22 protein-coding genes are annotated in these 25,797 nt (G+C 71.4%); 15 read left to right on the top strand and 7 right to left on the bottom strand.

Going from position 1 to position 25,797, the window contains the following annotated elements; genetic code table 11:
• Position 1 precedes the first annotated feature (1 nt).
• Positions 2–241, top strand: coding sequence for an exodeoxyribonuclease VII small subunit (locus tag GT755_RS34240; RefSeq protein ID WP_161483695.1), 240 nt, complete (start codon positions 2–4; stop codon positions 239–241).
• Here the strand turns inward: GT755_RS34240 and GT755_RS34235 are convergent.
• The gene (locus GT755_RS34235; RefSeq protein WP_161483694.1) at positions 238–762 is read right to left on the bottom strand and encodes a DUF4245 domain-containing protein; all 525 of its coding nucleotides are present in this window, start codon (positions 760–762) and stop codon (positions 238–240) included. The two genes, GT755_RS34240 and GT755_RS34235, sit on opposite strands and share 4 nt — an antisense overlap.
• Before the next feature lie 23 nt (positions 763–785).
• Positions 786–1,379 (bottom strand): TetR/AcrR family transcriptional regulator, encoded by a 594-nt coding sequence (locus GT755_RS34230; protein ID WP_161483693.1) that lies wholly within the window; start codon positions 1,377–1,379, stop codon positions 786–788.
• Between the two features lie 99 nt (positions 1,380–1,478).
• Between GT755_RS34230 and glpX the strand changes: the two genes are divergently transcribed.
• A complete protein-coding gene (glpX, locus tag GT755_RS34225) occupies positions 1,479–2,531 on the top strand; it encodes a class II fructose-bisphosphatase (RefSeq protein ID WP_161483692.1) in 1,053 nt (350 codons plus the stop codon).
• On the opposite strand, the gene GT755_RS34220 is transcribed toward glpX, so the two are convergent.
• The gene (locus GT755_RS34220; protein ID WP_328794719.1) at positions 2,528–3,151 is read right to left on the bottom strand and encodes a DUF1707 SHOCT-like domain-containing protein; all 624 of its coding nucleotides are present in this window, start codon (positions 3,149–3,151) and stop codon (positions 2,528–2,530) included. The genes glpX and GT755_RS34220 overlap by 4 nt on opposite strands.
• A 311-nt stretch (positions 3,152–3,462) precedes the next feature.
• On the opposite strand from GT755_RS34220, the gene GT755_RS34215 reads away from it, so the two are divergent.
• Together GT755_RS34215 and GT755_RS34210 are read left to right on the top strand one after the other, a co-directional pair.
• Entirely contained in the window at positions 3,463–4,011 is a 549-nt protein-coding gene (locus GT755_RS34215; RefSeq protein WP_161483690.1) for a hypothetical protein, read from the top strand.
• Between the two features lie 43 nt (positions 4,012–4,054).
• On the top strand, positions 4,055–5,242 hold the full coding sequence (locus GT755_RS34210) for an MFS transporter (RefSeq protein WP_161483689.1): 1,188 nt from the start codon (positions 4,055–4,057) through the stop codon (positions 5,240–5,242).
• Here GT755_RS34210 and pdxR read toward each other — a convergent pair.
• On the bottom strand, positions 5,175–6,491 hold the full coding sequence (pdxR, locus tag GT755_RS34205; protein ID WP_030451893.1) for a MocR-like pyridoxine biosynthesis transcription factor PdxR: 1,317 nt from the start codon (positions 6,489–6,491) through the stop codon (positions 5,175–5,177). The two genes, GT755_RS34210 and pdxR, sit on opposite strands and share 68 nt — an antisense overlap.
• A 71-nt stretch (positions 6,492–6,562) precedes the next feature.
• Here pdxR and GT755_RS34200 point away from each other — a divergent pair, with 71 nt between their 5' ends.
• The 8 genes from GT755_RS34200 to GT755_RS34165 all read left to right on the top strand — a co-directional run bounded on the left by GT755_RS34200 (position 6,563) and on the right by GT755_RS34165 (position 18,745).
• Entirely contained in the window at positions 6,563–7,552 is a 990-nt protein-coding gene (locus GT755_RS34200) for a DMT family transporter (protein ID WP_161483688.1), read from the top strand.
• A gap of 102 nt (positions 7,553–7,654) precedes the next feature.
• Entirely contained in the window at positions 7,655–9,298 is a 1,644-nt protein-coding gene (locus tag GT755_RS34195; protein WP_137251469.1) for a fumarate hydratase, read from the top strand.
• A gap of 80 nt (positions 9,299–9,378) precedes the next feature.
• Positions 9,379–10,545, top strand: a complete 1,167-nt coding sequence (locus tag GT755_RS34190; protein ID WP_161483687.1) for a serine/threonine-protein kinase — start codon at positions 9,379–9,381, stop codon at positions 10,543–10,545.
• 43 nt (positions 10,546–10,588) lie between these two features.
• Positions 10,589–13,591 (top strand): serine/threonine-protein kinase, encoded by a 3,003-nt coding sequence (locus tag GT755_RS34185; protein WP_161483686.1) that lies wholly within the window; start codon positions 10,589–10,591, stop codon positions 13,589–13,591.
• Positions 13,592–13,624: 33 nt separating this feature from the next.
• Entirely contained in the window at positions 13,625–15,064 is a 1,440-nt protein-coding gene (locus GT755_RS34180; protein ID WP_161483685.1) for a class II fumarate hydratase, read from the top strand.
• A gap of 11 nt (positions 15,065–15,075) precedes the next feature.
• On the top strand, positions 15,076–15,840 hold the full coding sequence (locus GT755_RS34175; RefSeq protein WP_161483684.1) for a 3-hydroxybutyrate dehydrogenase: 765 nt from the start codon (positions 15,076–15,078) through the stop codon (positions 15,838–15,840).
• Complete coding sequence (locus GT755_RS34170; protein WP_161483683.1) at positions 15,841–17,700, top strand: helix-turn-helix domain-containing protein; 1,860 nt, start codon at positions 15,841–15,843, stop codon at positions 17,698–17,700. It abuts the gene before it with no gap.
• 52 nt (positions 17,701–17,752) lie between these two features.
• Complete coding sequence (locus GT755_RS34165; RefSeq protein WP_161483682.1) at positions 17,753–18,745, top strand: alpha/beta fold hydrolase; 993 nt, start codon at positions 17,753–17,755, stop codon at positions 18,743–18,745.
• A 5-nt stretch (positions 18,746–18,750) separates the two neighbouring features.
• Here the strand turns inward: GT755_RS34165 and GT755_RS34160 are convergent, their stop codons facing one another.
• Both GT755_RS34160 and GT755_RS34155 read right to left on the bottom strand, forming a co-directional pair.
• The gene (locus GT755_RS34160; RefSeq protein ID WP_161483681.1) at positions 18,751–20,649 is read right to left on the bottom strand and encodes a glycosyltransferase family 2 protein; all 1,899 of its coding nucleotides are present in this window, start codon (positions 20,647–20,649) and stop codon (positions 18,751–18,753) included.
• A 66-nt stretch (positions 20,650–20,715) separates the two neighbouring features.
• Positions 20,716–21,330, bottom strand: a complete 615-nt coding sequence (locus GT755_RS34155) for an aggregation-promoting factor C-terminal-like domain-containing protein (protein WP_407929444.1) — start codon at positions 21,328–21,330, stop codon at positions 20,716–20,718.
• Positions 21,331–21,676: 346 nt separating this feature from the next.
• Here GT755_RS34155 and GT755_RS34150 point away from each other — a divergent pair, with 346 nt between their 5' ends.
• The 3 genes from GT755_RS34150 to GT755_RS34140 are packed head-to-tail and all read left to right on the top strand — an operon-like array spanning position 21,677 to position 24,310.
• A complete protein-coding gene (locus GT755_RS34150) occupies positions 21,677–22,351 on the top strand; it encodes a response regulator transcription factor (protein ID WP_030451904.1) in 675 nt (224 codons plus the stop codon).
• A gap of 7 nt (positions 22,352–22,358) precedes the next feature.
• Positions 22,359–23,780, top strand: coding sequence for a sensor histidine kinase (locus GT755_RS34145; protein ID WP_161483679.1), 1,422 nt, complete (start codon positions 22,359–22,361; stop codon positions 23,778–23,780).
• Positions 23,777–24,310 carry a hypothetical protein gene (locus GT755_RS34140; RefSeq protein WP_161483678.1) on the top strand — a complete coding sequence of 178 codons (534 nt, stop codon included), beginning with the start codon at positions 23,777–23,779 and terminating at the stop codon, positions 24,308–24,310. The genes GT755_RS34145 and GT755_RS34140 overlap by 4 nt, the downstream gene beginning before the upstream one ends.
• On the opposite strand, the gene GT755_RS34135 is transcribed toward GT755_RS34140, so the two are convergent.
• Positions 24,307–25,620: a PhoH family protein gene (locus tag GT755_RS34135; protein ID WP_161483736.1), complete on the bottom strand. Its 1,314-nt coding sequence runs from the start codon at positions 25,618–25,620 to the stop codon at positions 24,307–24,309. The genes GT755_RS34140 and GT755_RS34135 overlap by 4 nt on opposite strands.
• Between the last annotated feature and the right edge of the window lie 177 nt (positions 25,621–25,797).

Below are 25,797 nucleotides of genomic sequence, written 5' to 3'. Positions count from 1 at the left end.
GGTGGGCACCGTGGCTGAGGAGAAGACGCCGTCCTACGAGAAGGCGCGCGAGGAGCTGACCGAGGTGGTGCGCCGCCTGGAAGCGGGCGGCCTGACCCTGGAGCAGTCGATCGAACTGTGGGAACGCGGCGAGAAACTGGCCGCGATCTGCGAGAACTGGCTCCAGGGCGCCCGGGTCAAGCTGGCCGCCGCGATGGCCGAGCGCCGCCCCGAGCCCGCCTCCGACGAGGCCCCGTTCTAGACGTCCCGCTCGACCAGGCTGGCCGCGAGCGCGTTCAGCTCCGGCCAGTCGGCCGAGCCGGTGACGACGACGGTGTGGCCGTCGGCGACGCGGACCAGCGATCGCTGGTTCTTGTCTTCGCGGAAGCGCTTCTCCCACGTCGCGCCCTTGATCACCTCGGTGCCGATCGAGGTCTCGGTGTTGGCAAGGCGGCTGGCGAACCCGGCCGCAGGCTGCTCGTTGCTCTGGGCCAGCATGGCGTGCATGCGCTTGGCGGTGGCGAAGCCCAGCCGCCAGGTGACCACGCCCCCCTCATCGGTGAGGCGGGAGCTGGTCGGCACCCAGTCGGGCTGGACCGGCTGCGGCACCGCGACCGGGAACTCGGCCGCGCCGGCGGCGTTCTTGGCATCGATGGTGAAGTCGACGCGCGGGATGTGCTCGGTGCGGCCCTGCGGGGTGGTCAGCAGGAACAGGCCGACCCCGGCGAAGCAGACGAGCAGCGCGAAGACGTAGCCGTAGAGGCCCTGGGTGAATCGGCGCACGGTCCCGAGACTACCGGCTGAGGTCAGGGGTTCCTGATCCGGCCGATGATGCCGAGGGCCTGGTCGGCCATCAGCCGGGCCGCGTCGAGGTCGGCCGACAGGGTCAGTTCCTGGACGACCGCCGCCAGCGCCCCCGTGATCACCACCACCAGCGCGTCTTCGTGCTCGAACAACGAGGCGTTGCGGCGGGCCCACGTGCGCAGCCGCTCGCGGATGACGACCTCGAACCCGGGCGGCCCGTCACCCCGGAGGAACAGCGCCGCCAGGTCGCGTTCCTGCACGCAGCCGTCGAGGTAGGCACGCGCCCCGGCCAGGAACAACGTCATAGGCTCGGTCTCGCCCTCGGTCCGGGCGGCCTGCACGGCGGTCTTGGTGCGCTGCGCCTGCCGGTCCTGGAACTCGTCGAACAGCGCCCGGTAGAGGTCGGCCTTGCCGGAGAAGTGGTGGTAGAGGCTGCCGACGCTGGCCCCGGCCCGCTGGACCACCTCGGTGACCCCGGCCTCGGCGAACCCCTGGGTGATGAACACGTCGCGGGCGGCGTCGAGAAGGGCGACCCGGGTCGCCGCGCCTCTTTCCGAGGTGCCCCGGCCGGTCTCCTTGATGTTGTCGCCGCTCATGCAGGCGAGATTATCGAGGGAGCCGGGTGGTGTGGCACGACTCACGCAGAATCAACGGGCGATACCGGGTAAGGCAGTGTCATACCTCAAGGAGACACGATGAACTCAGACCAGTCTGTACCGCCGCCACTTGCCACCGACCGCCATGCGCCCGACCGCAACCTCGCCCTCGAACTGGTCAGGGTGACCGAGGCGGCGGCGATGGCCAGCGCCCGCTGGGTCGGCCGGGGTGACAAGAACGGCGCCGACGGGGCGGCGGTCAGCGCGATGCGGCAGTTGATCAACACGGTGTCGATGCGCGGCAAGGTGGTGATCGGCGAGGGCGAGAAGGACCAGGCCCCGATGTTGTTCAACGGCGAGGAGGTCGGCGACGGCACCGGCGCCGAGTGCGACGTGGCGGTCGACCCGATCGACGGCACCCGCCTGTGCGCCCTGGGCATGAACAACGCCATCTCGGTGATCGCGGTGAGCCCCCGGGGGTCGATGTACGACTCCAGCGCCGTCTTCTACATGGAGAAGCTCGTCACCGGCGCCGAGGCGGCCGGCGTGGTCGACATCGAGGCTCCGGTGGCCCACAACGTGGCGGCGGTGGCCAAGGCGAAGGGCGGCAAGGCCTCCGACGTCACGGTGGTCATCCTCGACCGGACGCGGCACGAGCAGATCGTCCAGGAGATCCGGGAGACCGGCGCGCGGATCAAGTTCATCACCGACGGCGACGTCGCCGGCGCGATCATGGCCGCCCAGCCGGGCACCGGCGTCGACCTGATGCTCGGCATCGGCGGCACCCCCGAGGGCACCGTCGCGGCCTGCGCGATGAAGTGCCTGGGCGGCGTCATCCAGGGCAAGCTCTGGCCCCAGGACGACGCCGAACGCCGCCGCGCCCTCGACGCGGGCCTCGACCTGAACCGGGTGCTCACCACCGACGACCTGGTCAGCTCCGACGACGTGTTCTTCGCCGCCACCGGCGTGACCGACGGCGAGCTGATGAACGGCGTGCGCTACCAGGGCGGCCTGCGCAACCGGGGCGGCGTGGCGCACACCCACTCGCTGGTCATGCGCGGCCGGTCGGGCACCATCCGGCGCATCGAGAGCGAGCACCAGCTCTGGAAGCTGGGCGCCTACAGCGCGATCAACTTCGACACGGCCCTCTAGCGACGCCGGCCCTTCTTGGGCGGCTTGGGCGACTTGGCGATCACCCGCCCGCCCCAGACGTATCCGGCCAGCTCGATGACCGGGCAGTCGGGGTCGGCGGGTGGCCGGGTCTGGTCCTTGAACTGCCCGATCCGGGCGTCGGCCGCGATCACGACGCGCACCCCCTCGGGCACGGTCATGTTGACCGTGCCGGCCATGACGGCCAGCTGCACGACGATCCGGCGCGACTGGAGCAGCGCCTCGCGCAGGTCGAGTTCGACCTTGCCGCCGATCGAGCTCACCGGGACGGTCGAGGGCACCACCCACCGGCCGCCGCGAGACTCGTTGCGGAAGACCGCCGCGACCGGCCGGCTGTGCAGCGCGATCGGCTGCTGGTCGGGCGGCAGCAGATCCCGGGTGAGCACCATGAGCTGCCCGAGCGTCAGCGACCGGTAGGCGGCGTCGACACGTTCCTCGTGCTCCAGCCGCGACAGCCGCCCGTCGGCGGCGGCCTCGGTGAGCACGGCGATGACCCGCTCACGATCGGCGTCGGAGGCGCGCAGCTCCTCGGGCCGGGGGCCCGACGAGGTCTCCCTGGGGGTGACCAGGGCGGCGATCCATTCACGGAAGTCGCTACTCACCCTTCGAAGATTACGTGGTGGCGGGGTGACGCCCACCCGGGACGACCCCGGATTCGCGGCCAGGGTTCCCCCGACCTTCTTTCCGTTACGGCTCCGCCCGCCCGGCCCCGACCGCCGTCCGGACTCCGCCCCTCACCGGCGCCGACCGGCCGCGCCCCGCGACCGCCGCGACGACCAGCGTCCGGCGCCCCGGCGTCCGAAGGGACGGCGGGACCCCGACCCCGCCCTCAGGGGTCTCCCCCGCGGGGAGGAGGCCCCGCTTCGGCCTTTCCGCCGATCACGGCGGCGGCCTTGAGGACGACGCTGAACCCATGAATCCCCGCATCGCCTTCATCGGCGCGCCCCTGCTCACCCTGGTCTACGGGATGATCCGCCTGCTGAGCGAGCACGGCCCCGGTCTGGCCTGGACCACCGGCCATGTCGCCTTCCTGGTCGCCCTCGGCCTCTACGGCGTGGTGCTGATCCAGCTCGACCGGCACACCTTCACCGGCTTCACCGTCGTGGGCTTCGCCGGGCTGGTCGCGTTCGCCGCGCAGTTCGTCATCGATGTCGTGGTGGGCTTCATGGCCGCCGACCGCGCGGAGATGAGCGACCTGTTCGGCCGGGTCTACGACACTCCGGGGCTGGAGGTGGCCGTCCAGCAGGTCGGGCCGCCCCTGTTCTACCTCGCCCTGTTCGCGGTCATGACCCACCTCGCGATCCAGCGCCGGATTCCCCTCTGGATCCCGGTCGCCGTGCTGGTGGCGAGCGTGCTGCCCGCCTTCGAGCTCGATCTCCTGCCGGTCTCGGCGCTGCTCATCCTGATCGCCTTCGCCACGGTCGTGCGGGGCACTGTTGACCTGGAAGAGGCCCGCCCCTAGCCTGAGCGAAATCTTGAACCTCGCTCATGTTCGGGAGGCTGTCGTGCCTCGTGACCGGCAAGCCCGCCTCGCCACGTTCGCGGTGTTCTTCGTGCAGGGCCTCACGTTCTCGACGCTGCTGACCCAGGTCGCGGCGATGCAGAACAAACACGGTCTCGGCGAGGGCGAGCTGACCCTCCTGCTGCTGGTCGTGCCGGTCATCGCGGGCGTCGGCAGCGTCGTCGCGGGCCAGGTGGCGGCCCGGTGGGGCAGCCGGTTCATGCTCCTGTACGTCCAGCCGCTCGCCTGCGCCGCCGTCGCGCTCAGCGGGTGGGCGGCGAGCGTGCCGGTCCTGGTGGCGGCGCTGGTGCTGTTCGGGCTCGGCCTGGGCGGGGTCGACGCCGGCATGAACATGCAGGGCACGGCCGTCGAGCGGCGCTACGCCCGGCCGGTGATGACGGGCTTCCACGCGTTGTGGAGCCTGGCGGCGGTGGTCGGGGCCGCGTGGGCGTCGAACGCGACGGGGCTCGGGCTCGGCCTGGGGCCGACGTTCACGATCGTGATGGTCCCGGCCGTGGTGATCTCGCTGGCCGCCAACCGGTGGCTCTTCGGCCCCTCCGAGGAGCACGTCGAGACGGCCGCCGAGACCGGCCCCGTCACGATCCCGTGGGCGTCGATCCTGCCGTTGTGCCTGGCGATGGCGTTCCTCTACGTGGGCGACGCGTCGGTGTCGAACTTCGGGTCGGTCTACTTCGACCAGGCGCTCACCGCCGAGGCGTGGCTGGCGCCGTGGGCGCTGGGGGCCTATCAGGCGACGACCTTCATCGTCCGGGTCGGCGGCGACGCGGCGGTCAGCCGCTTCGGGCCCGCCACGATCGTGCGGGTCGGCGGGGTGGTCGCGGCGCTGGGCTTCCTGCTGATCGTGGTCGCGCCGAACGAGGCGGTGGCGATCGCCGGGTTCGCGCTGACCGGGGTCGGGTTGTCGGTGGTCGCGCCGCAGTCGTTCTCGGCGGCCGGGCGGCTCGACCCGGCCGGGACCGGGGTGGCCATCGCCCGGGTCAACATGTTCAACTACGTCGGCTTCATCGTCGGGGCCGCGCTGGTCGGCGGCATCGGCGACGCCGCCGGGTTCCAGGCCGCGTTCGTCGCGCCGCTCGTGCTGGCCGCCGGGATCGTGGTGCTGGCTAGGGGCTTCGCATCTCCCGCACGGCTGCCGCGAGCCGATGGCCAGGCCACCGGGCGAAACCGATGACCACCGCGGGGCCGTCGACCGGTTCGGCGGCCAGCCCGGCGGCGACCGCCTCGGCGGCGAACGCGCGGGCGTCCCACTCGGGCGGCAGTTCGGCGAACAGGTGCAGCCCGGCCGAGATGCCGCACACCTTCACCTCGGGGAACCGCTCGGCCAGCGCGCCCACCAGGGCGTCGCGGCGGGCGCGGTATTCGCGGCGCATCCGCCGCAGGTGCCGGTCGTAGGCGCCGGTGGCGATGAAGTGGGCCAGCGTGTACTGGTCGAGCACCGGTGACCCGAGGTCGAACTCGCCCCGGAACTTCCGCAACTCGGCGGCGAGCGAGGCGGGCGCGACCAGCCAGCCCAGCCGCAGCCCCGGCGCGAGGGCCTTGCTGACGCTCCCGGCCAGCACCACCCGCCCGGGAGCCAGCCCCTGGAGGCAGCCGACCGGCTCGCGGTCGAAGCGGAACTCGGCGTCGTAGTCGTCTTCGAGGATGGTCGCCCCGGTCCGGGCCGCCCAGGAGATCAGCTCGGCCCGGCGGCGCGGCGACAGCACCACCCCGGTCGGATAGTGGTGGGCCGGGGTCAGCAGCACCCCCCGGGCGCCGCTGCGGGCCAGCTCGGCGACGTCGATGCCCTCGTCGTCGACCGGGATACCGACCAGCTCGGCCCCCGCCCTGCGCAGCAGCGGCGTCTGCCGCTCGCTCGTCGGCAACTCCGTGGCCAGCCGCAGCGGCCCGAGCGCCTGGACGACCAGCGACAACCCCTGCGCCACGCCGGTGACCACCACGACGTTCTCGGGCTCGGCCCGCGCCGCCCGGACCCGGCGCAGATAGGCCGCGAGCTCACCGCGCAGCTCCGGCACGCCGCCGGGATCGCCGTAGTCGAGCGCGTCGTTCGGCAGCGTGGCCAGCACGTGACGGTAGGAGGCGCTCCACGCCTGCCGGGGGAAGGCCCCCAGGTCGGGCGAGGTCGGCCGGCCGCCGAAGTCACCCGACGCGTCGGCCGGGGAGACGGGTTCCTCGATCGCCACGGCCGCCACGGTCGTCCCGGCCCCGATCCGCGACTCCAGGAAGCCCTCGGCGACGAGCTGCTCGTACGCCTCCACGACCACCCCGCGCGAGACGGCCAGATCCCGCGCCAGATCACGGCTCGCCGGGAGCCGGGTGCCCGCGGGCAGCCGACCGGTTCGCACCGCCTCGCGGAGTTCGCCGGCCACCTGGCGGGCGAGACCGCCGGCCTGACGGTCAAGGGAGAGATGCAGGTCGGCCAACGATTGGTCCTCGTTTTACCGGAGGGATTGGACTGATTCTGCGAACCATTTCATTCCTAGCATCCATCGTCATGAGCAGAGGCACGACGGTGGCCGCGGCGGCGGGGGCGATGTTCCTGGTGGGCACTCTCGCCGCGGTGAGTGACCTGATCAAGGACTATCCCCTCTACGGCGGGCAAACGGTGCGTTACGCCGTCGCCGCCCTGATCATGTTCGTGATCATGAAGGCGACCTCCAGGCCCGGAGCCCACCTCACGGTAAAGGATTTCGGGCTGCTGGTCGCACTCGCGCTGACCGGCCTGGTGCTGTTCAACGTCTGTGTGGTCGAGTCGACCCGGGGAGCCGGTCCGGCGCTCGTGGGCACCATGCTGGCGACGGTGCCCCTGGTGATGGCGGTGGTGACCACACGCAGGCCGAGGCCGCGGCTGGTCGTGGCGGCGGGGATCGTGGTGGCCGGGGCGCTGCTGGCGACCGGGTTCGGCGGGGGCGGGGTCGACGCGCTGCTCTGGGCGCTGGGGGCGGTGGCGTGCGAGGTGTGCTTCTCGCTGCTGGCGCTGCCGCTGCTGCCGAAGCTGGGGGCGGTGGGGGTGACGGCCTGGTCGGTGGCGCTGGCCGTGCCGCTGCTGGCCGTCGCAGGGGTGATCGCCGACGGCACGGCGGTGCTGCGCGTGCCGACGGCGCCCGAGGCGCTGGGCTTCGCCTATCTCGCCTCGGTGGTGACGTGTGGCGCGTTCTTCCTCTGGTACACCGCGCTGCCGCGACTGGGGCCCGGCCGCGCCGGGTTGTTCGCCGGCGTGATCCCGGTCGGCGCGATCACCACCGGAACCCTCATCGGGCTGGGCCTGCCGTCGGGTGCCGACCTCGCCGGCGCCGCGATCGTCGTCTGCGGCATCGTGGTGGGACTGCTACCCGATCGGCCAGTGCGGGTGCGGGTCGTTCATGTTCTTGCGGACCGTCCTGATCAGCATGAAGATCAGCGCGCTCACGAGCAGGGCGACGCCCACGATTCCCATGGCGATCACAGCTCCACTAAGCATGATTCCTCCCGCCCTAGGGTCTAATGTCTAGTCTGTCACTGTTTGCACCTTCGGACAGGGGTGCCGGGTGGTTGCCGTACAGTCTTTGCAGACTCACACCGGCGTGATCAACGGAGGCTCGACCCCATGCCCGAGTTCAGCTACACCGACCTCCTTCCCCTGGGGGCCGATGAGACGGAATACCGGCTGATCACCTCCGAAGGGGTCCGGGTCGTCGAGGCGGCCGGGCGGCGGTTCCTCGAAGTCGAGCCCGAGGCGCTGCGGTTGCTGACCGAGACCGCGATCCACGACATCTCCCACTACCTGCGCGCCTCCCACCTGGCCCAGCTCCGCAAGATCGTCGACGACCCCGAGTCGAGCGGCAACGACCGCTTCGTCGCCCTCGACCTGCTGAAGAACGCGTCGATCTCGGCCGGTGGCGTGCTCCCCATGTGCCAGGACACCGGCACCGCGATCGTGATGGGCAAGCGCGGCCGCCACGTGCTGACCGACGGGCGCGACGCCGAGCACATCTCGCGGGGCGTCTACGACGCGTACACGAAACTGAACCTCCGCTACTCCCAGATGGCCCCGATCACCATGTGGGAGGAGAAGAACACCGGCTCCAACCTGCCCGCCCAGATCGAGCTCTACGCCGAGGGCGACGACGCCTACAAGCTGCTGTTCATGGCCAAGGGCGGCGGGTCGGCCAACAAGTCGTTCCTCTACCAGGAGACCAAGGCGGTCCTCAACGAGAAGCGCATGCTGGCCTTCCTGGAGGAGAAGATCCGCTCCCTCGGCACGGCCGCCTGCCCGCCCTACCACCTGGCCGTCGTCGTGGGCGGCACCTCCGCCGAGTTCGCCCTGAAGACCGCGAAATACGCCAGCGCCCGCTACCTCGACGCCCTGCCGACCGAGGGCTCCCCCGAGGGCCACGGCTTCCGCGACCTGGAGATGGAGCAGAAGGTCTTCGAGCTCACCCAGAAGCTCGGCATCGGCGCCCAGTTCGGCGGCAAGTACTTCTGCCACGACGTCCGCGTGATCCGGCTGCCCCGCCACGGCGCGTCGTGCCCGGTCGCCATCGCGGTCTCCTGCTCGGCCGACCGCCAGGCGCTCGCGAAGATCACCGCCGAGGGCGTCTTCCTGGAGCAGCTCGAGACCGACCCGGCCCGCTTCCTGCCCGACACCACCGACGAGCACCTCGGCGGCGACGTCGTCAGCGTCGACCTCAACCGCCCGATGTCCGAGGTCCTCGCCGAGTTGTCGAAATACCCGGTCAAGACCCGCCTGTCGCTGACCGGCCCGCTGGTGGTGGCCCGCGACATCGCCCACGCCAAGATCGGCGAACTCCTCGACGCCGGCGGCGAGATGCCGCAATACCTGAAAGACCACGCCGTCTACTACGCCGGACCGGCCAAGACGCCCGAGGGCTACGCCTCCGGCTCCTTCGGCCCGACGACCGCGGGCCGCATGGACTCCTACGTCGAGCGTTTCCAGGCGGCGGGCGGCTCGATGGTCATGCTGGCCAAGGGCAACCGGTCCAAGCAGGTCACCGACGCCTGCAAGTCCTACGGCGGGTTCTACCTCGGCTCGATCGGCGGCCCGGCCGCGCGGCTCGCGCAAGACTGCATCAAGAAGGTCGAAGTCCTGGAATATCCGGAACTCGGCATGGAAGCGGTCTGGAAGATCGACGTGGTCGATTTCCCGGCCTTCATCGTGGTGGACGACAAGGGCAACGACTTCTTCACCGACACAACAGGGCCGATTCTGTCCATCGGACGCCGAACCTGACCGAGTTTGACAAAAGTTCTCGACAACGAATCGGCCCGGTCTCTACAGGCACTCGTACACAAATCGGTAAGCTGCCACCCATGCGTGCGCCGTCCGGATACCAGTTAGCCGCGCGCTACCGGCTCCTCCAGCCGGTAGGCCGCGGCGGCATGGGCACGGTGTGGCGTGCGCGTGACGAACTTCTCGACCGCGACGTGGCGGTCAAGGAGGTGCGACTGCCCCTCGTCCTCGACGAGGAACTGCGGGCCGAACTGTGCGCCCGAACCGAACGCGAAGGCCGGGCCACCGCGATGGTCGCCCACCCCTCGGTGATCACCGTCTACGACGTCGTCACCGAAGACGACCGGCCCTGGATCGTCATGGAGCTGCTGAAGGCCCAGTCGCTCGAAGAGCTGGTCAAGGCCCAGGGCCCGCAACACCCCATCAGGGTCGCCGAGATCGGCCGCCAGGTGCTCGGCGCGCTGCGCGCCGTCCACGCGAAGGGCATCCTCCACCGCGACGTGAAGCCCAGCAACGTGCTCGTCACCCACGACCGGGCGGTCCTCACCGACTTCGGCCTGGCCGCACTCGAAGGTGACGTTTCCATCACCCAGGCGGGCATCGTTCTGGGCTCCGCCGGTTACATCGCGCCCGAGCGCGTCCTCGGCGACAAGGCCTCCCCCGCCGCCGATCTGTGGTCGCTGGGGGCGACCCTCTACACCGCCGTCGAGGGCCGGGGCCTCCATGGCCGCCGCACGGCCGCCGCCGCGCTGGCCGCCCTGACGAGCGGGGCCCCGATACCGATGGACAACGCCGGCGCGCTGGCCCCCGTGCTGCGTGGCCTGCTGCAGATCGACCCGGCGGTCCGGCTCGACGGCGTGCGGGCCGCGTTGATGCTGGCCAGGATCGCCGCGGGCGGCACGGCCGAGGAGCCCATCGCGGTGCACCGGCCGCCGGTCCGGCCGTCGGCGCCGCCCGCTTTCTCGCCGCCCCCCGTCAGGAAGCCGCCCCACCGGGGGCAGCACCGGGCCGACAACCGTCCGGCCGTGCCCCGGCCGCAGAGCCCGCAGGTCTTCCCCCGCGAACCCCACCCGACCGGCGAGTTCCAGGCGGTGCCCGTCCCGGCACAGCGACGACGGCCGGCCGAAGGCTCACACCGGAAGCCGGCCACCTACGACGTACCGATCGGGCCCCTGACCCGGAGCTTCTGGAACTTCGTCCGGATAGTGCTGCCACGGCGGCTCTGGCCGAAGAAATTTCGCAAGTGAACCTAAAGCGTTCCTCAAGGCCTAGGACGCTATCTTTCTAGTCATGCAGAGCAGGCTGCTGGCGGAGCGCTACGAACTGATATCTCCCCTGGGGCGCGGCACGATGGGCACGGTCTGGCGTGCCGTCGACCGCACCCTCGGGCGTGAGGTCGCGGTCAAGGAGATCCGCCAGGATCCCGGGCTGACCCAGGAGCAGCGCACCGAACTCCGCGAACGCATGATCCGCGAGGGCCGCGCCGCCGCCCGCGTCCACCATCCGTCCGTGGCGACGATCTTCGACGCCATCGAGGTCGGCGGCGTGCCGTGGATCATCATGGAACTCGTCGAGGGCCGCTCCCTCGAACAGGTCGTGGACGAAGACGGCCCCCTCCCGCCCCGTCTGGTCGCCGAGATCGGCGCCGACCTGCTGGGCGCCCTGCGCGCCGCTCATGCGTCCGACATCCTGCACCGCGACGTGAAACCCAGCAACGTGCTGATCACCCACTCGGGCCGGGTGGTCCTGACCGACTTCGGCATCGCCAAGTCCCGCGGCGACACGGCGCTGACCCAGACCGGCATGGTGATCGGCTCCCCCGGCTACACGGCGCCCGAACGGGCCCGGGGCGAGTACACGGGCCCGGAGTCCGACCTGTGGTCGCTGGGCGCGACCCTCTATTTCGCCGTCGAGGCCCGGCCCGCCTACGAACGCCGCTCGATCGCCGAGACCCTGGCCGCGCTGATGACCGAGGTCTGCGACCCGCCCAGGAACGCCGGGCAACTGCGGCCGGTCCTGGAGGCGATGCTGGAGAAGGACCACACCAAGCGCATCACGGCCGAACGCGCCTCCGTCCTCCTCCGCGCGGTCGCCGACACCCCGACGGTGACGCAGTTCCCGGCGTCGGGCCCTCAGAGACCCACCGGCGGCGCCTTCGCCCCCGACGCGGTGTCCCCTTATGGGGACAGCGGCCGCGACCCGAGCGTGGACCGCCCGTTCGGCACGCCTAGGCCGGTGCTGGGCAGCACGGCGCCCCAACAGGACCCGAACCGGACGACGACCCCCACGCCTTCGCCCGCGGCGGGTGCCGAGAGCGCGGGGCATGGTGGCGCGGGGGCGGCCCCTGGCGCCGGCGGCGGTCTCGTCGGCACCTCCCGTGCTGGGGGCCCGTCGGAGCCTGGTGCTGGTGGCGCGGGACGTCCCGAGATTTCCGGACCTCGGAGTGCGGGTGCACCGGGCGCGGGAGCAGGCGGGGTCAGCGCACCATATGCCTCGGGACCAGGGAGTTCGGGGAGGGCGCCGGGCACAGGTGGCGACGCACGTCCCGAAATTTCGGGACACGAGGCCGAAGGAGTCTGGTCGGCCCCAGGAGCAGGCGGCGCAGGAACAAGCGGCCCGAGTCTCAGCCCTTCCGGACATGGCAGCTCAGCGCAGGACTCTGGTGCGGCCAGCCTAGACGCCGCAATTTCCGGACATGGCGCGCCCCGCTCTGACGACTACCGTTCTGGCGCGTTCGGTTCCGGCGGCGCGGGTGCCAGCCCCTCCGGACGTGGTAGGTCGGCGCCGGACTCTGGCGCGGCCAGCCCAGATGCCGAAATTTCGGGACATGGCGCGCCCGGTTCTGGCGGATCTGGCGCTGGCGGATCTGGCGCTGGCGGGCCTGATTCTGGCGGGCCTGGTTGGGGATCGGGCGCTTACTCGGGCAGTCCAGATGCCGAAATTTCCGGATCCGGACGCGGGCCCGGAAGGCCTGGAGCCACTGGAGTTCCGGGCGACTTCGCCGCTGATGTTCACCCGACCTGGGCGGGTCCCGATATTTCGGCATCCGGCTTCGTGCGTTCGCGGCCCTCCGATGCTCCCGGTGCACCGCACGGGCCAGGAGCAGCAGGTGGCCAGGGTCTCGCCGGCAGGTCGGATTCAGCAGGAGCCTCTGGCATGGGTGCTCCCGGTTCTGGGGGTCCTGCGGGCAACTCGGTCGACACCGGGCCTGGGGCTGGAGCGTTCGAGGATCCCGACGCCACCCGTTTCCGGCGGCCCACCCTTTCCGATGACCAGACCGTGGTCGTCGTGAAGTCCGATGCCGCCGACCCTGCGGGTCTCGCCGATGACGTCACCGTCGTGCAGGGACAACTCCCCGGCAGGCGGGTCTACCCGCCCGATCCGGGCGCCCGCCGGCTCGACATCGACACCGACGCGACTCCCCCCTCGGCCCTCCCCCTACCGCCGCATCCCATGCAGGGCCCGCACCCTCAGCAGCCCCCGCAGACCTGGGCTCCCCCGCCCGCAGGCGGCTACCCGCCGCCGCAGACGCCCCCGGGCTTCCCCCCGGGCCAAGGTCACGGCCACCACCCGGTCGAGCTCGACCCCAACGCCACCCAAGCCGTCCCCCGGGGTCTCGGCACCGACATCTTCTCGATGCAGCGCACCGCTCCCCCTCCGGCCGCCAAGCCGAAGGGCAAGGGCCGCCTGGTCCTGCTGCTCGTTCTGGCGTTCGTCGCGTTCGTGGCGCTCGCCGTCGTGGCCGTCTCGGCGTTCGGGGCCAACAGTGCCGGGCCGACGAAGACCGCCGGTCGCATCATCCCGGCCAGCCCCACCGCCGCCACCTACCCTCCGGACCCCCCGGCGCCGGCCCCGGCCAAGGGCACCAAGCGGCAGCAGGGTGAGGGCTACACCATCGACGTCCCGGCGGGCTTCGGTCGTACCGCAAAGGGAACCCAGGTCGTCTTCTCCGCCAAGGGCAAGGCGACCATCCGGGTGGCCGAGGTTCAGATCACCACCGATCTGCTGAAGTCGATCGAGGCGGCCGAGGCCAAGCAGCCCTACGAGGGCTACGAGCTCATCCGGATCGCCCCGCTGGAGACCTCTCCGTACAAGGGCGCCGACACGGCCGAGTGGGAGTACGCCTACGAGGGCAGGAACGGGCTGGTCCACGTCGTGTCCAGGTGGGTCGACGTCCCGGACGGGGGCGCCTTCGCGATCTACTACGCCGTCCCGGAAGCCCAGTGGGCGAAGTCGGAGAAGCAGCGGGACGCCGTCTTCGCCTCGTTCCGGTTCCAGCGCCACCCGAACTGAATCATCCGCCCGTCTGGGGACAGACTGGGGTGTATGACGCGCATCGAGCATGACTCCATGGGCGAGGTCGAGGTCCCGGATCTCGCCAAGTGGCGGGCGCAGACGCAGCGCGCGGTCGAGAACTTCCCAGTCTCCGGCCGGGGGCTGGAGCCGGCGCACATCTCCGCGCTGGGCACGGTCAAGGCCGCCGCCGCCGTCGTGAACGCCTCCTACGGCCTGCTGGACGCCGACATGGCGGCGGTGATCGCCGAGGCGGCCGGGGAGGTGGCCGCGAACAGGTGGGACGAACACTTCCCCGTCGACGTCTTCCAGACCGGTTCGGGCACCTCGTCGAACATGAACGCCAACGAGGTGATCGCGACGCTGGCGGAGGAGCGGCTGGGGCGTCCAGTGCATCCGAACGACCACGTCAACGCCGCCCAGTCGTCCAACGACGTGTTCCCCTCCTCCATCCACGTCGCCGCGGTGACCGAACTGTCGAGGAACCTCACCCCGGCGCTGGAGCACCTGGCGACCGCGCTGGAGTCGAAGTCGGTCGAGTTCGCCGAGGTGGTCAAGTCGGGGCGGACCCACCTCATGGACGCCACCCCGGTCACCCTCGGCCAGGAGTTCGGCGGTTACGCGGCCCAGATCGAGCTCGGCATCGAGCGGCTCCAGTCGGCGCTCCCGAGGGTGGCCGAGTTGCCGCTGGGCGGCACGGCCGTCGGCACCGGCGTCAACACCCCCGACCGCGAGTGGGCCGGGAAGGTGATCGCGGAGATCTCCCGAGCTACCGGTCTGCCGTTCACCGAGGCCAGGAACCACTTCGAGGCCCAGGGGGCGCGCGACGCGCTCGTCGAGTTGTCGGGGGTGCTGAAGACCGTCGCGGTCTCGCTCAACAAGATCGCCAACGACCTGCGCTGGATGGGGTCGGGACCGCGCACGGGACTGGGCGAGATCAACCTGCCCGACCTCCAGCCCGGGTCGTCGATCATGCCGGGGAAGGTCAACCCGGTCGTGCCGGAGGCGGTGACGATGGTCGCCGCGCAGGTCGTCGGGAACGACGCGACGATCACGATGGCCGGGGCGTCGGGGTCGTTCGAGCTGAACGTGCAGATGCCGGTGATCGCGCGGAACCTGCTGGAGTCGATCAGGCTGCTGGGGAACGTGTCGCGGCTGCTCGCCGACCGCTGCGTGCGGGGCGTCACGGCCAACACGGAGAGGCTGCGGGAGTACGCCGAGTCGTCCCCCTCGATCGTCACCCCGCTGAACCGCTACCTCGGCTACGAGGAGGCCGCCCGGATCGCCAAGCAGGCCCTCGCGGAACGGGCCACGATCCGCGACGTGGTCGTGAGAAGGGGGCACGTCGCGAACGGGACGCTCACCGAGGAGCAGCTGGACGACCTCCTCGACGTGCTCCCCATGACCGGACACATACCCAAAAAGGCCGTTATGTCGGATCCCCACATGGGCGGCGGAGAACCCACCCCGTAGATTCGGGTCACATGACGGAAGACCTCGCCGGGCGGACGGCCCTGGTGACGGGCGCGGGCAGCGGCATCGGACGGGCGTGCGCGATCAGGCTGGCGGCGGCGGGGGCCCGGGTGGTCGTCGCCGACCTGCGGGAACACGAGGCGGCCGAGACCGCGGCCATGATCGGAGGCGTCGCGGTCACGGCCGACCTGGCCGATCCGGCCGCCTTCGAGCGGGGGCCGCTCGTCGAGCACGCCGCCCAGGCCGACGTCATCGTGAACAACGCCGGGTTCCAGCACGTCGCGCCCATCGACGAGTTCCCGCCGGAGATCTTCTCCCGGCTGATGGCGGTGCAGGTGGAGGCGCCCTTCCGGCTGGTACGCGCGGCGATGCCGTACATGAAGGGGAACAAGTTCGGCCGGGTGGTGAACATCTCCTCGGTGCACGGGCTGCGCGCCTCGCCGTTCAAGGTGGCCTACGTGACGGCCAAGCACGCCCTCGAAGGGTTGTCGAAGGTGATCGCGCTCGAAGGCGCCCCCTACGGGATCACCTCGACCTGTGTCTGCCCGGCCTACGTGCGCACCCCGCTCGTCGAGAACCAGATCGCCGCGCAGGCGGAGGCGCACCGGATCTCGCCCGAAGACGTGGTCGAGCGCATCATGTTGCAACCGGCCGCCATCAAGCGGCTGGTCGAACCCGAAGAGGTGGCCGAGATGGTCGCCTATCTGTGCGGCCCTGCGGGATCGTTCATCACGGGGGTGTCCATTCCGCTCGACGGAGGCTGGAGCGCGCGATAGATGAACGTCTTCCTGGAACTGCTGGCCAGGGAGGCCTCGGCCGTGGAGTTCGAGGGGCCGGTGCTCCAGGCGCGGGCGGCGGGCGCCGACCCGGCCACGCTGGAGGAGCTGGAGCGCGAGAAGGTCGCCGCGCTGCGCATCAGGGCCGTGATGCGGCGCAGGGCCCGCCGGGAGGCGGAGCTGTCGGCGCTGTTCGACACCGCCAAGGACCTCGCGGGCCTGCGTGACATCGACGCCGTGCTGGCCGCCATCGTGCGCCGGGCGCGCGGGCTGCTCGGCACCGACGTGGCCTACCTGACGCTCAACGACGCCGAGCGCGGCGACACCTACATGCGGGTCACCGACGGCGTGATAACCGCCCGGTTCCGTTCTGTACGCCTCCCTCTCGGCGCCGGCCTCGGCGGCCTGGTGGCCCAGACGGGCGAGGGATACGCGACCTCCGACTACTTCGCCGACGAGCGCTTCCGCCACACCGGCACGATCGACGACGCCGTCACCGAAGAGGGGCTGGTGGCGATCCTGGGCGTGCCGTTGCGGCTGGGCGGCCAGGTCATCGGGGTGCTCTTCGCGGCCGACCGGGGCGCGCGGCCATTCGCGCGGGAGGAGATCGCGCTGCTGGCCTCGCTGGCCGCGCACGCCTCGGTCGCCATCGACACCGCGCGGCTGCTGGAGGAGACCCGGGCCGCGCTGACCGAGCTGAGCGAGGCCAACCGGCTGATCCGCAACCACTCCACGGCCATCGAGCGGGCCGCCGACGCGCACGACCGGATGACCGGCCTGGTGCTGCGGGGCGGCGGCGTCGAGGACGTCGCGGCGGTGGTCACCGAGGTCATCGGCGGCAAACTGACCGTGCTCGACGGCACGGGCGAGCCGCTGGTGGGCGACCCCGGCGACGTCGATCCGAGCGTCTCCGACGCGGCCAGGGCCTCCCGGGCGCTGGGCCGGTCGGTGGAGCGCGGCCGGAACCTGATCGCCTCGGTCGACGTGGGCGGCTCGGAGAGCACGCCGCTGTGCACGCTGGTGCTGCGCGCGGCCGGCCCGGTGGCCGACACCGACCGGCGCATCCTGGAGCGGGCCGCCCTGGTCACCGCGCTGCTGCTGCTGTTCCGCCGGAGCGTGGCCGACGCCGAGGGCCGGGTGCGCGGCGAGCTGCTCGACGACCTGATCGCCCGGCCCGACCTGGCCGGGCTGCCCGACCGGGCCCGCCGCCTGGGCCTCGACCTGGCCGAACCCCACGTGCTGGTGAGCGTCACCCACGACGGGCAGCGCGAGCGGGCCGCGTTCTGGGCGTCGTCGGAGGCGGCCCTGACGGGCGGCCTGGCGACCGCGCGCGGCGACGAGGTGGTGCTGCTGCTGCCGGGCGACAAACCCGGCGTGACGGCCAAACGGGTGGCCGCCGAGTTGTCGGCCAGCCTGGGCCGGCCGGCCACCGCTGGAGCGGCGCAGGCGGGGTCCGACGTGGCCGCCGCCTACGAGGAGGCCCGCCGATGCGCGTCGGCCCTGCTGGCGCTCGGCCGGGCGGGCGACGGCGCGGGCGCGGCCGAGCTCGGCTTCGTCGGCCTGGTGATCGGCGAGGGCCGCGACGTGGCCGGGTTCGTCCACGGCGCGATCGGGGCGGTGCGCGACTACGACGAGAAGAAGGGCACCCAGCTCGTGCAGACGCTGGCCACCTACTTCGCGTGCGGCGGGCAGCTCACCCGGACCGCCGAGGCGCTGCACATCCACGTCAACACGGTCACCCAGCGGCTCGACCGGATCAGGCGGCTGCTCGGCGACGACTGGCAGGAGCCGGAGCGGGCGCTGGAGATCCAGCTCGCGCTGCGGCTCGGTAGCGCCTTCCGCCACCCTCCCGGCCGGTGATATGTGCGGTACGCCCATGGTTGTGATGGGCGTCACTCCTTAGGTTGTGAACATGAAAATGGAACGAATCGGCACCGCGAGGTTGACGCAGAACGTCCGGTCGGTGCCCGGCGCCGAGGGCGAAGCGGTGCTGTTCGTGCACGGGAACGTGTCGTCCGGCGCCTTCTGGGAGGACACCCTCGAGGCGTTCGCCGCCACCCACCGGCCGCTCGCGGTCGACCTGCGCGGCTTCGGCGACACCGACCCCGAGCCGGTCGACGCCTCGCGCGGGGTGCGCGACTACAGCGACGACGTGCTGGCGCTGCTCGACGCCCTGGAGATCGACCGGGTGCACCTGGTCGGCTGGAGCCTGGGCGGCGGCGTGGTGCTCCAGGCGCTCATGGACCGCCCGTCGGTCGTGGCGAGCGTGACGCTGGTCAACCCGGTCTCGCCGTACGGCTTCGGCGGCACCCACGACGTCGCGGGCACCCCCACCCACGCCGACCACGCGGGCAGCGGGGCCGGCGGCGCCAACCCCGACTTCGTCTCGGCCCTGGCCAACGGCGACACCGGCGACGGCCCGGTGACGCCGCTGCGGGTCTTCCGCACGACGTACGTGAAGAACCCCGTCCCCGGCGAGGACCGCTGGGTGGCCTCGATGCTGACCACCCGCATCGGCGACGACCACTACCCGGGCGACGCGGCCCCCTCGGAGAACTGGCCCGGCGTCGGGCCCGGCACACGGGGCGTGCTGAACACCCTGTCGCCCGCCCACTTCCGCATCGACCTGAGCGGCGTCGACCCGAAGCCGCCGATCCTGTGGTTGCGCGGCGCCGACGACGTGATCGTCTCGGACACCTCGCTGTTCGACCTGGCCCACCTGGGCGCCCTCGGCGCGATCCCCGGCTCCCCCGGCACCCCGGCCCAGCCGATGATCCGCCAGACCAGGGCGTTCCTGGAGGAGTACGGCAACTACACCGAGGTCGTCTTCGACGACTGCGGCCACAGCCCGCACATCGAGAAGCCCGAGGAGTTCCGCGAGGCGCTGCGCAAGCACCTGGGCTGAGCGGGCTAGAGCATCCCGTACCGCCGCTTCAGCGAGGCGATCATCCGCTTCCAGCCGGTGGGCGGGCGTGGGGTCTCCAGGGGCCGCACGACCGCCCTGCCGCGCTGCGTCTCGACCGCGAAGCGGAGGTCGACCAGGCTGCCGTCCATGCGCAGCTTGGGCCGCCAGACCCCCCGGGTGAGGCCACCGCGCCCGGCGGGCAGCTTGGCGATGAGCTGGCCGGCGAACTTGCCGGGCTCCCCCGGCTCGATGAGGGCGGGCGCCACGGTGGTCTTCCCGCCGACCCGGCGCAGCACCAGCTCGGCCGACGGCCCGCCGTTGGGCGGCACGTAGGGCACCGGGACCGACACGAACACCGCCCCGTCGTGCGCCGAGACCGTGGCCGCCTGGGAGACCAGCGCGATCGACTCGGCGAACGAGCGGGGTTCGACGCAGACGCTCAGCTCGCCCTTGTCCGACCAGCACGGCACCACGAGCCGCCGGGGATACTCGGCCATCATCCCGGCCGAGGTGACGCCCCGTTCGGGGCGCACGACCCGGGTCCTGGCGGGGTTCACGCCGCGCATCCGCACGTGCACCTCCCACACGCCCGGGTCGAGGGGACGGCCGAAGGCGGCGGTGCCGACGTCGAACCGGGCGTCGCCGGAGGCGCGCAGCCGCACGCCGCCCTCGACGGGCAGCCGCCGCAACTGGCCGGTCACCGGCAGGAAGTGCATCTCGCCGTTCTCGGAGTGCCGGACGTACACCTCCATCCGCACCTCGTCGGCCGCGTCGGTGATCTCGCGCAGCGCGGGGTCGAGCCGGTCGACCCGCGACGGCGGCACCCACCAGACCCGGTCGCCGTCGGCCGCGAACACCATCGGCGTGCCGTCGGCGGCGACCAGCTCGGCCGTCAGGGTGAGCGTCAGCACGTGGCCCTCCCAGCGCAGGTCGCCCAGCTCGGCGTCGAGCCGGGTGCCCTGGGCCGCCCTGGCCAGGTCGACGATCCCCTTGACGTCGCCGGTACGCAGCAGCGCCGCCCTGGCCCTCAGGTGGACCGGCAGATGGGTGTCGAGGGTCTCGGGGAACCGGGCGGCGGTGATGGCCTTGAGATGGCCGTAGAGAAGCTCCTGGCGCTCGGCCGGCAGGCCGAGGAACGGCGGGCCGAGGCGGCGCAGGGCGACGCTGCGGAAGAAGTGGGCGGCGATGCGGTCGCGCTGGACGCCCGGCTCGGTCTGGGCCTCGACGATGTCCATGATCGCGCTCAGCCCGGCGACCAGGTCCCAGTCCCCCGGCTCGGGCTCGCCCGACGGCGCGACGTGGCAGACCACGTGCCCGGCCGCCACCGCGATCACCTTCGCCGACAGGTAGGCCCGCAACACGAACGCCTGCTCCGACAACGCCCGGTCGGCGAACCGGAGCTGGTGGGTCTCGACGAACTCGCGCCGGAACAGCTTGTGCGCGGTCACGGCGGTGAGCAGCCGGTCGCGGATGAGGTCGGCCCGGTCGCGGTCGCGGGTGAACGCGGCGGCCACGGGCCCGTCTCCGCTCAGCCGCCCGACCAGCACGTCGGCCTCGGTCTCCTTGGCCCGCTCGAACAGCCGTTGCAGCGCGCCCGGCTCCAGCCGGTCGTGCGCGTTCATCAGGAACACGAACTCGCCTAGCGCCACCGACAGCGCGGCGTTGCGGCCCCGGGCCGGATCGCCGGTGCGGTCGAGGTGCAGCACCCGCACGTTCGACCGTGTGGCCGCGAGGGCGTCGAGGCGCTTGCGGGTCCCGTCGGTCGACCCGTCGTCGGCGAAGATCACTTCATACTCGTCCGGCGGGAGCTCCAGCAACGAGCGCACGCACGCGTCGAACGAGTCGCTGGCGGGCCCGGCATTTCCGACAGGGACCGCGACGGAGACTTTCAGCCCTTGGCGCATCCCCCCAGCGTGCGGGGGATGCGCCAAAGCGCTGATCAGCCTTGCCGAAGGATGGCCATTCCTTACCTAGTACCAGCCCACCCGCTGGCTATGCCCCCAGGCGCCACAAGGTGAGCCGTAACGGCCCTTGATGTAGCCCAGACCCCACTTGATCTGGGTGGCCGGGTTGGTCTGCCAGTCGGAGCCCGCGCTGGCCATCTTGCTGCCGGGCAGCGACTGCGGGATGCCGTAGGCCCCGGAGTAGCGGTTCATCGCCCGCTCGTTCCAGTGGCTCTCCTTGTCCCACAACTTCTCCAGGCAGCCCCACTCGCTCTCCCAGCCCATGGCGGCGTTCATCTGCTTGCCGAGGGCCTTGTTGGAGCCGGGGTCGGGCGAGGAGCCGGGCGGGAAGTCGGCCGGCAGGAAGCCGCCGCCGCCGGGCGCCTCCTTGGGGATCTCGACGTTGTCGTCGGGGCCGAAGGGCTTGCGTCCCTCACGGCCGCCGGCGAGCTTGCTCTCCTGCATGGCGGAGGCGGCGTCGGCCTTGAGCGCGTCGATCCGGGGGTCGTTGCCGATGATGTCGGGGTTGAACCCGAGGATGTCGAGCGGCGTCTTCGGCTGGTTCGCGTTCTCGATCGCGGTGCGGACCAGGAAGGTGGTGAACCCGGCGATGAGGGCCACCGTAACGCCGGTGATCACCACGCGCTTGGGGGTGAACAACGGCCCTCTGGGCCGTTTCGGGGGCGGCGGAGGCTCTTCCGACAGCCTCGGCTGAGACGGCGGCGGCGGGGGTGTCGTCGGCGACGCGGCCCGGCGGGCACGACGGGCCCCGGGGCGGCGTTCCCTGACAGGCTGACCAGAACTCACGACCTATGAGCTTGCCGTGCGGGGGTGGGTGGTCCGCAACCGATTCGCGAAACCCGCTTGACCACTTCTTTAGACAAAGGGGTCTAACAAGCACTTTCTTCGCTGATGTGATTTTGCTCACACCCGATTTCGTCGCCTTATGCCAGCTTCTTCCGGTCCGGTAAGGCCGCATAATGACCGGATGGCTGGCATCCTCCTCGTTGAAGACGACCCTTCGGTCCGGACCGGACTGGAGCTCGCGCTCGCCCGCCAGGGTCACTCGATCACCGCGTTCGGCACCGGCGAGGAGGCCCTGGAGCACATCCGGGCGCGGCGGCCGGAGATCGTCATCCTCGACGTGATGCTGCCCGGCATCGACGGCGTCGAGGTGTGCCGGAGGATACGCAAGCTCGACTCGCTGCCGATCATCCTGCTGACCGCGCTCGGCGACGACCTCGACATCGTGGTCGGCCTGGAGGCCGGGGCCGACGACTACGTGATCAAGCCGGTCGAGCCCCGCGTGCTCGACGCCCGCATCCGGGCGATCCTGCGCCGCATGGAGTCGGCCTCCACCGACCGCATCACCTTCGGCGACCTGATGATCGACCGCGGCGCGCTCAAGGTCACCCTGGAGGGCCGCGAGGTCCACCTCACCCCGACCGAGCTGCGGCTGCTGCTGGAACTCGTGCGCCACCCCGGCCAGGTGCTCAACCGGCGCTACCTGCTGCGCTCGGTGTGGGACCACACCCACGTGGCCGACTCGCGGCTCGTCGACGCGTGCGTGCAGCGCATCCGGGCCAAGATCGAGCCCACCCCGGGCGACCCCGTCTACATCCACACGGTCAGGGGCTTCGGTTACCGTTTCAGCGGGCCGTGAGCCGTAGATGAGCAGTCTGCGCAAGCGGCTCGTCGTCACCTTCACGGTCGTGGCGGTGACGGCCTCGTTCATGGTCGCCGGGATCGGCTACCAGATCGTCCGGGGCGAGCTGCTGCGGCGGACCGAGTCGAGCGCGGTCGACGACGTGCGCGACACCATGGACCGGCTGACCCTCCCCATCGGCACCAGCGACCTGCTGTGGCCCAACGACGCCTCGGTCACCGACGATGACCTCAGCAACCTCGTCGCCAGCCTCAGCGGCCCCGACCGCCAGGTGATCGTCGAGTACGGCCAGGAGCCCCCCAGGTTCTCCGAGGGCGCCCAGGTCACCCAGGTCGACATCCCCGACGACCTGCGGGCCGCCGCGCGCACCCGGATCGCCTACCTCACCATGACGGTCGACGACCAGCCCACCCTCGTGGTCGGCACCGACGTCAAACGGCAGACCGGCAGCGGCGCGGTCCGCTCCACCGGCATGTCGGTCTTCGTGTTCGTCTCCATGACCGACGTCGACCGCGTGCTCGCCAACCTGCGCGCCGCCCTGCTCCAGGCCGGCTCGCTCACCCTCGTCATCGCGCTCACCGTCGCGCTGCTGTCGGCCCGCCAGGTCCTTCTCCCGGTACGCCGCCTCGGAGAGGCCGCCCGCGCCCTGGGCGCCGGCCGGCTCGACACCCGGCTCCCCGTCCACGGCCGCGACGAACTGGCCGAGCTGACCGCCACGTTCAACGAGACGGCGGAGGCGCTGGAGCAGACCGTCCAGGAGTTGTCGTCGCTGGAGGCCATGTCGCGGCGGTTCGTCGCCGACGTCTCCCACGAGCTGCGCACCCCGCTGACCACCATGACCGCGGTCACCGACATGCTCTCCGACGAGGCCGAACGCCTGCCGCCCGACGCCGGGCAGGCGGTCCACCTGGTGGTCACCGAGATCGAGCGGCTGCGCTCGCTGGTCGACGACCTGATCGAGGTCAGCCGCTTCGACTCCGGCGCGGCCGTGCTCCGCCGCGAGAGCGTCGACGTCGGCGACGAGCTGATCGAGTGCCTGGAGATCCGCGGCTGGACCGACCAGGTGACCCTGCGGGTGCCCGACGGCCTGACCTACCAGCTCGACCCGCGCCGGTTCGACGTGATCATCGCCAACCTGGTCGGCAACGCGCTCAAACACGGCGAACGACCGGTCACGGTGACCGCCAAGGTCCTGCCCAGCGGCCTGGAGGTACGCGTCAGGGACCACGGCGCCGGCATCCCCCGCGAGGACCTGCCGCACGTCTTCGACCGCTTCTTCAAGGCCGGCGCCAACCGGGCCCGCTCGGGCGGCAGCGGCCTCGGCCTGTCGATCGCCAAGGCCAACGCCGAACTGCACCGCGGCACCATCACGGTCAAGCTCGCCGACCCCGGCACCCAGTTCACGTTGTGGATACCGAGACCATGAGGAAGTCGTCGTGCGTCCTGCTGGCCGCCCTGTTGTCCACCGCGTGCGGGGTCACCTCGACCGGGGTCCAGGACGGCGGTCCGCCGCCGGTGATAAGCCCGAAGGCGGCCGTCGCGACGGTCTACCTGCTGCGTGACGGCAAGCTGGAGCCCAGCAGCGTCGCGGTGGCCTCCCACTCGATGGACAACGTCATGGCCGCCCTCTTCGAGGCGGGCGCGCGCTCGACCTCCGGCCTCACCACCGAGCTCACCGGCCTGACGTGGCAGACCAGCCAGCTCACCCGCTTCGGCACGGTCCGCAACGACCCCGACAACGCCGACGGCTTCCGGCTGTCGCTGTTCGTCGGCGGCGGACGTCCGATCACCAAGAAGGCGCAGGCCCAAATGACCTGCACCGCCATGCGGCAGCGGCAGGACATCTGGGCCGTCACGATCACCAGGACCGACGCCACCGGCCCGGTGTCCTACGGTGAGCACACCTGCCGCGAGTTCTGGCACCTCGCGGCCCCGGGCCGGCAGCTGCCCCGTTAGGGCGTGATGTCTTCGAGCATCTCCGTCACCAGGGCGGCGATCGGGGAGCGTTCCGAACGCGTCAGGGTGATGTGGGCGAACAGCGGATGGCCCTTCAGCTTCTCCACCACGGCCACGACACCGTCGTGGCGGCCGACCCGCAGGTTGTCGCGCTGGGCGATGTCGTGGGTCAGCACGACCCGCGAGTTGGCGCCGATGCGCGACAGCACCGTCAGCAGCACGCCGCGTTCCAGCGACTGCGCCTCGTCGACGATCACGAACGCGTCGTGCAGCGACCGGCCGCGGATGTGGGTCAGCGGCAGGACTTCGAGCATGCCCCGGTCGAGGACCTCCTCGATCACCTCGGGCGTGGTCACCGCGCCCAGGGTGTCGTAGACGGCCTGGGCCCACGGGCCCATCTTCTCGTTCTCGGTGCCGGGCAGGTAGCCGAGGTCCTGGCCGCCCACCGCGTAGAGCGGGCGGAAGACGATGACCTTGCGGTGCTGGCGGCGTTCGAGCACGGCCTCGAGACCGGCGCAGAGCGCCAGGGCCGACTTGCCGGTGCCGGCCCGGCCGCCCAGCGAGACGATCCCGATCTCCGGGTCCATCAGCAGGTCGAGCGCGATGCGCTGCTCGGCGCTGCGGCCATGGAGGCCGAACACCTCGCGGTCGCCGCGCACCAGGCGCACCGACTTGTCGGGGAGCACCCGTCCGAGCGCGGAACCCTTGCTGGTCAGCAGCCGCAGACCCGTGTGGGTCGGCAGGTCGCGGGCCTCTTCGAGGTCGGTCGAGCCGTGTTCGAAGAGCGCCTCCACATCTTCTGTGGTGACCTGGAGCTCGTCCATGCCGGTCCAGCTCTCGTCGGACTCGGCGACCAGCTCCGCGCGGTATTCCTCGGCGGCCAGGCCGATGGACGCGGCCTTGATGCGCATCGGCAGGTCTTTGGAGACCAGCACGACGTCGTATCCCTCGGACGCCAGGTTCTGCGCGACGGTGAGGATGCGCGTGTCGTTGTCGCCCAGCCGGAACCCGGCCGGCAGGCCGGACGGGTCGCTGTGGTTGAGCTCGACCCTGATGGTTCCCTCACCCATCGGGATCGGCTCGTCGAGACGGCCGTGCTGGACACGCAGATCGTCCAGGCATCGCAGGGCTTTGCGGGCGAAGTATCCCAGTTCGGGATGGTGCCGCTTACCTTCCAGCTCTGTGATCACGACAACGGGGAGCACCACTTCATGTTCGTCGAACCGGCTCATCGCGGCCGGGTCGGCGAGCAGGACAGAGGTGTCCAGGATGTACGTGCGCCGGGAGGTGCCAGACGAGTGACCGGACATGGACGGGTTGGACAATGCCACGCGTTCTCCCCCGGGCGCCGGGGGTCGGCGCCCTGCCTTGACTGGTGGTGAACGGACCGGGCCCGGACGCCTTCACGGCGGCGCCGGGAACCGGCCCCACCTGCGAAGTCATCAAGACGCAAGAACGGGCCCTCTCCCGAGGTGAGCGTGGATGCT

The sequence above is a fragment of the Herbidospora solisilvae genome (assembly GCF_009901565.1).
Taxonomy (GTDB): domain Bacteria; phylum Actinomycetota; class Actinomycetes; order Streptosporangiales; family Streptosporangiaceae; genus Herbidospora; species Herbidospora solisilvae.
Note: the sequence above shows the minus strand (reverse complement) of the source record. Positions and strands in the feature narration are given on the sequence as shown.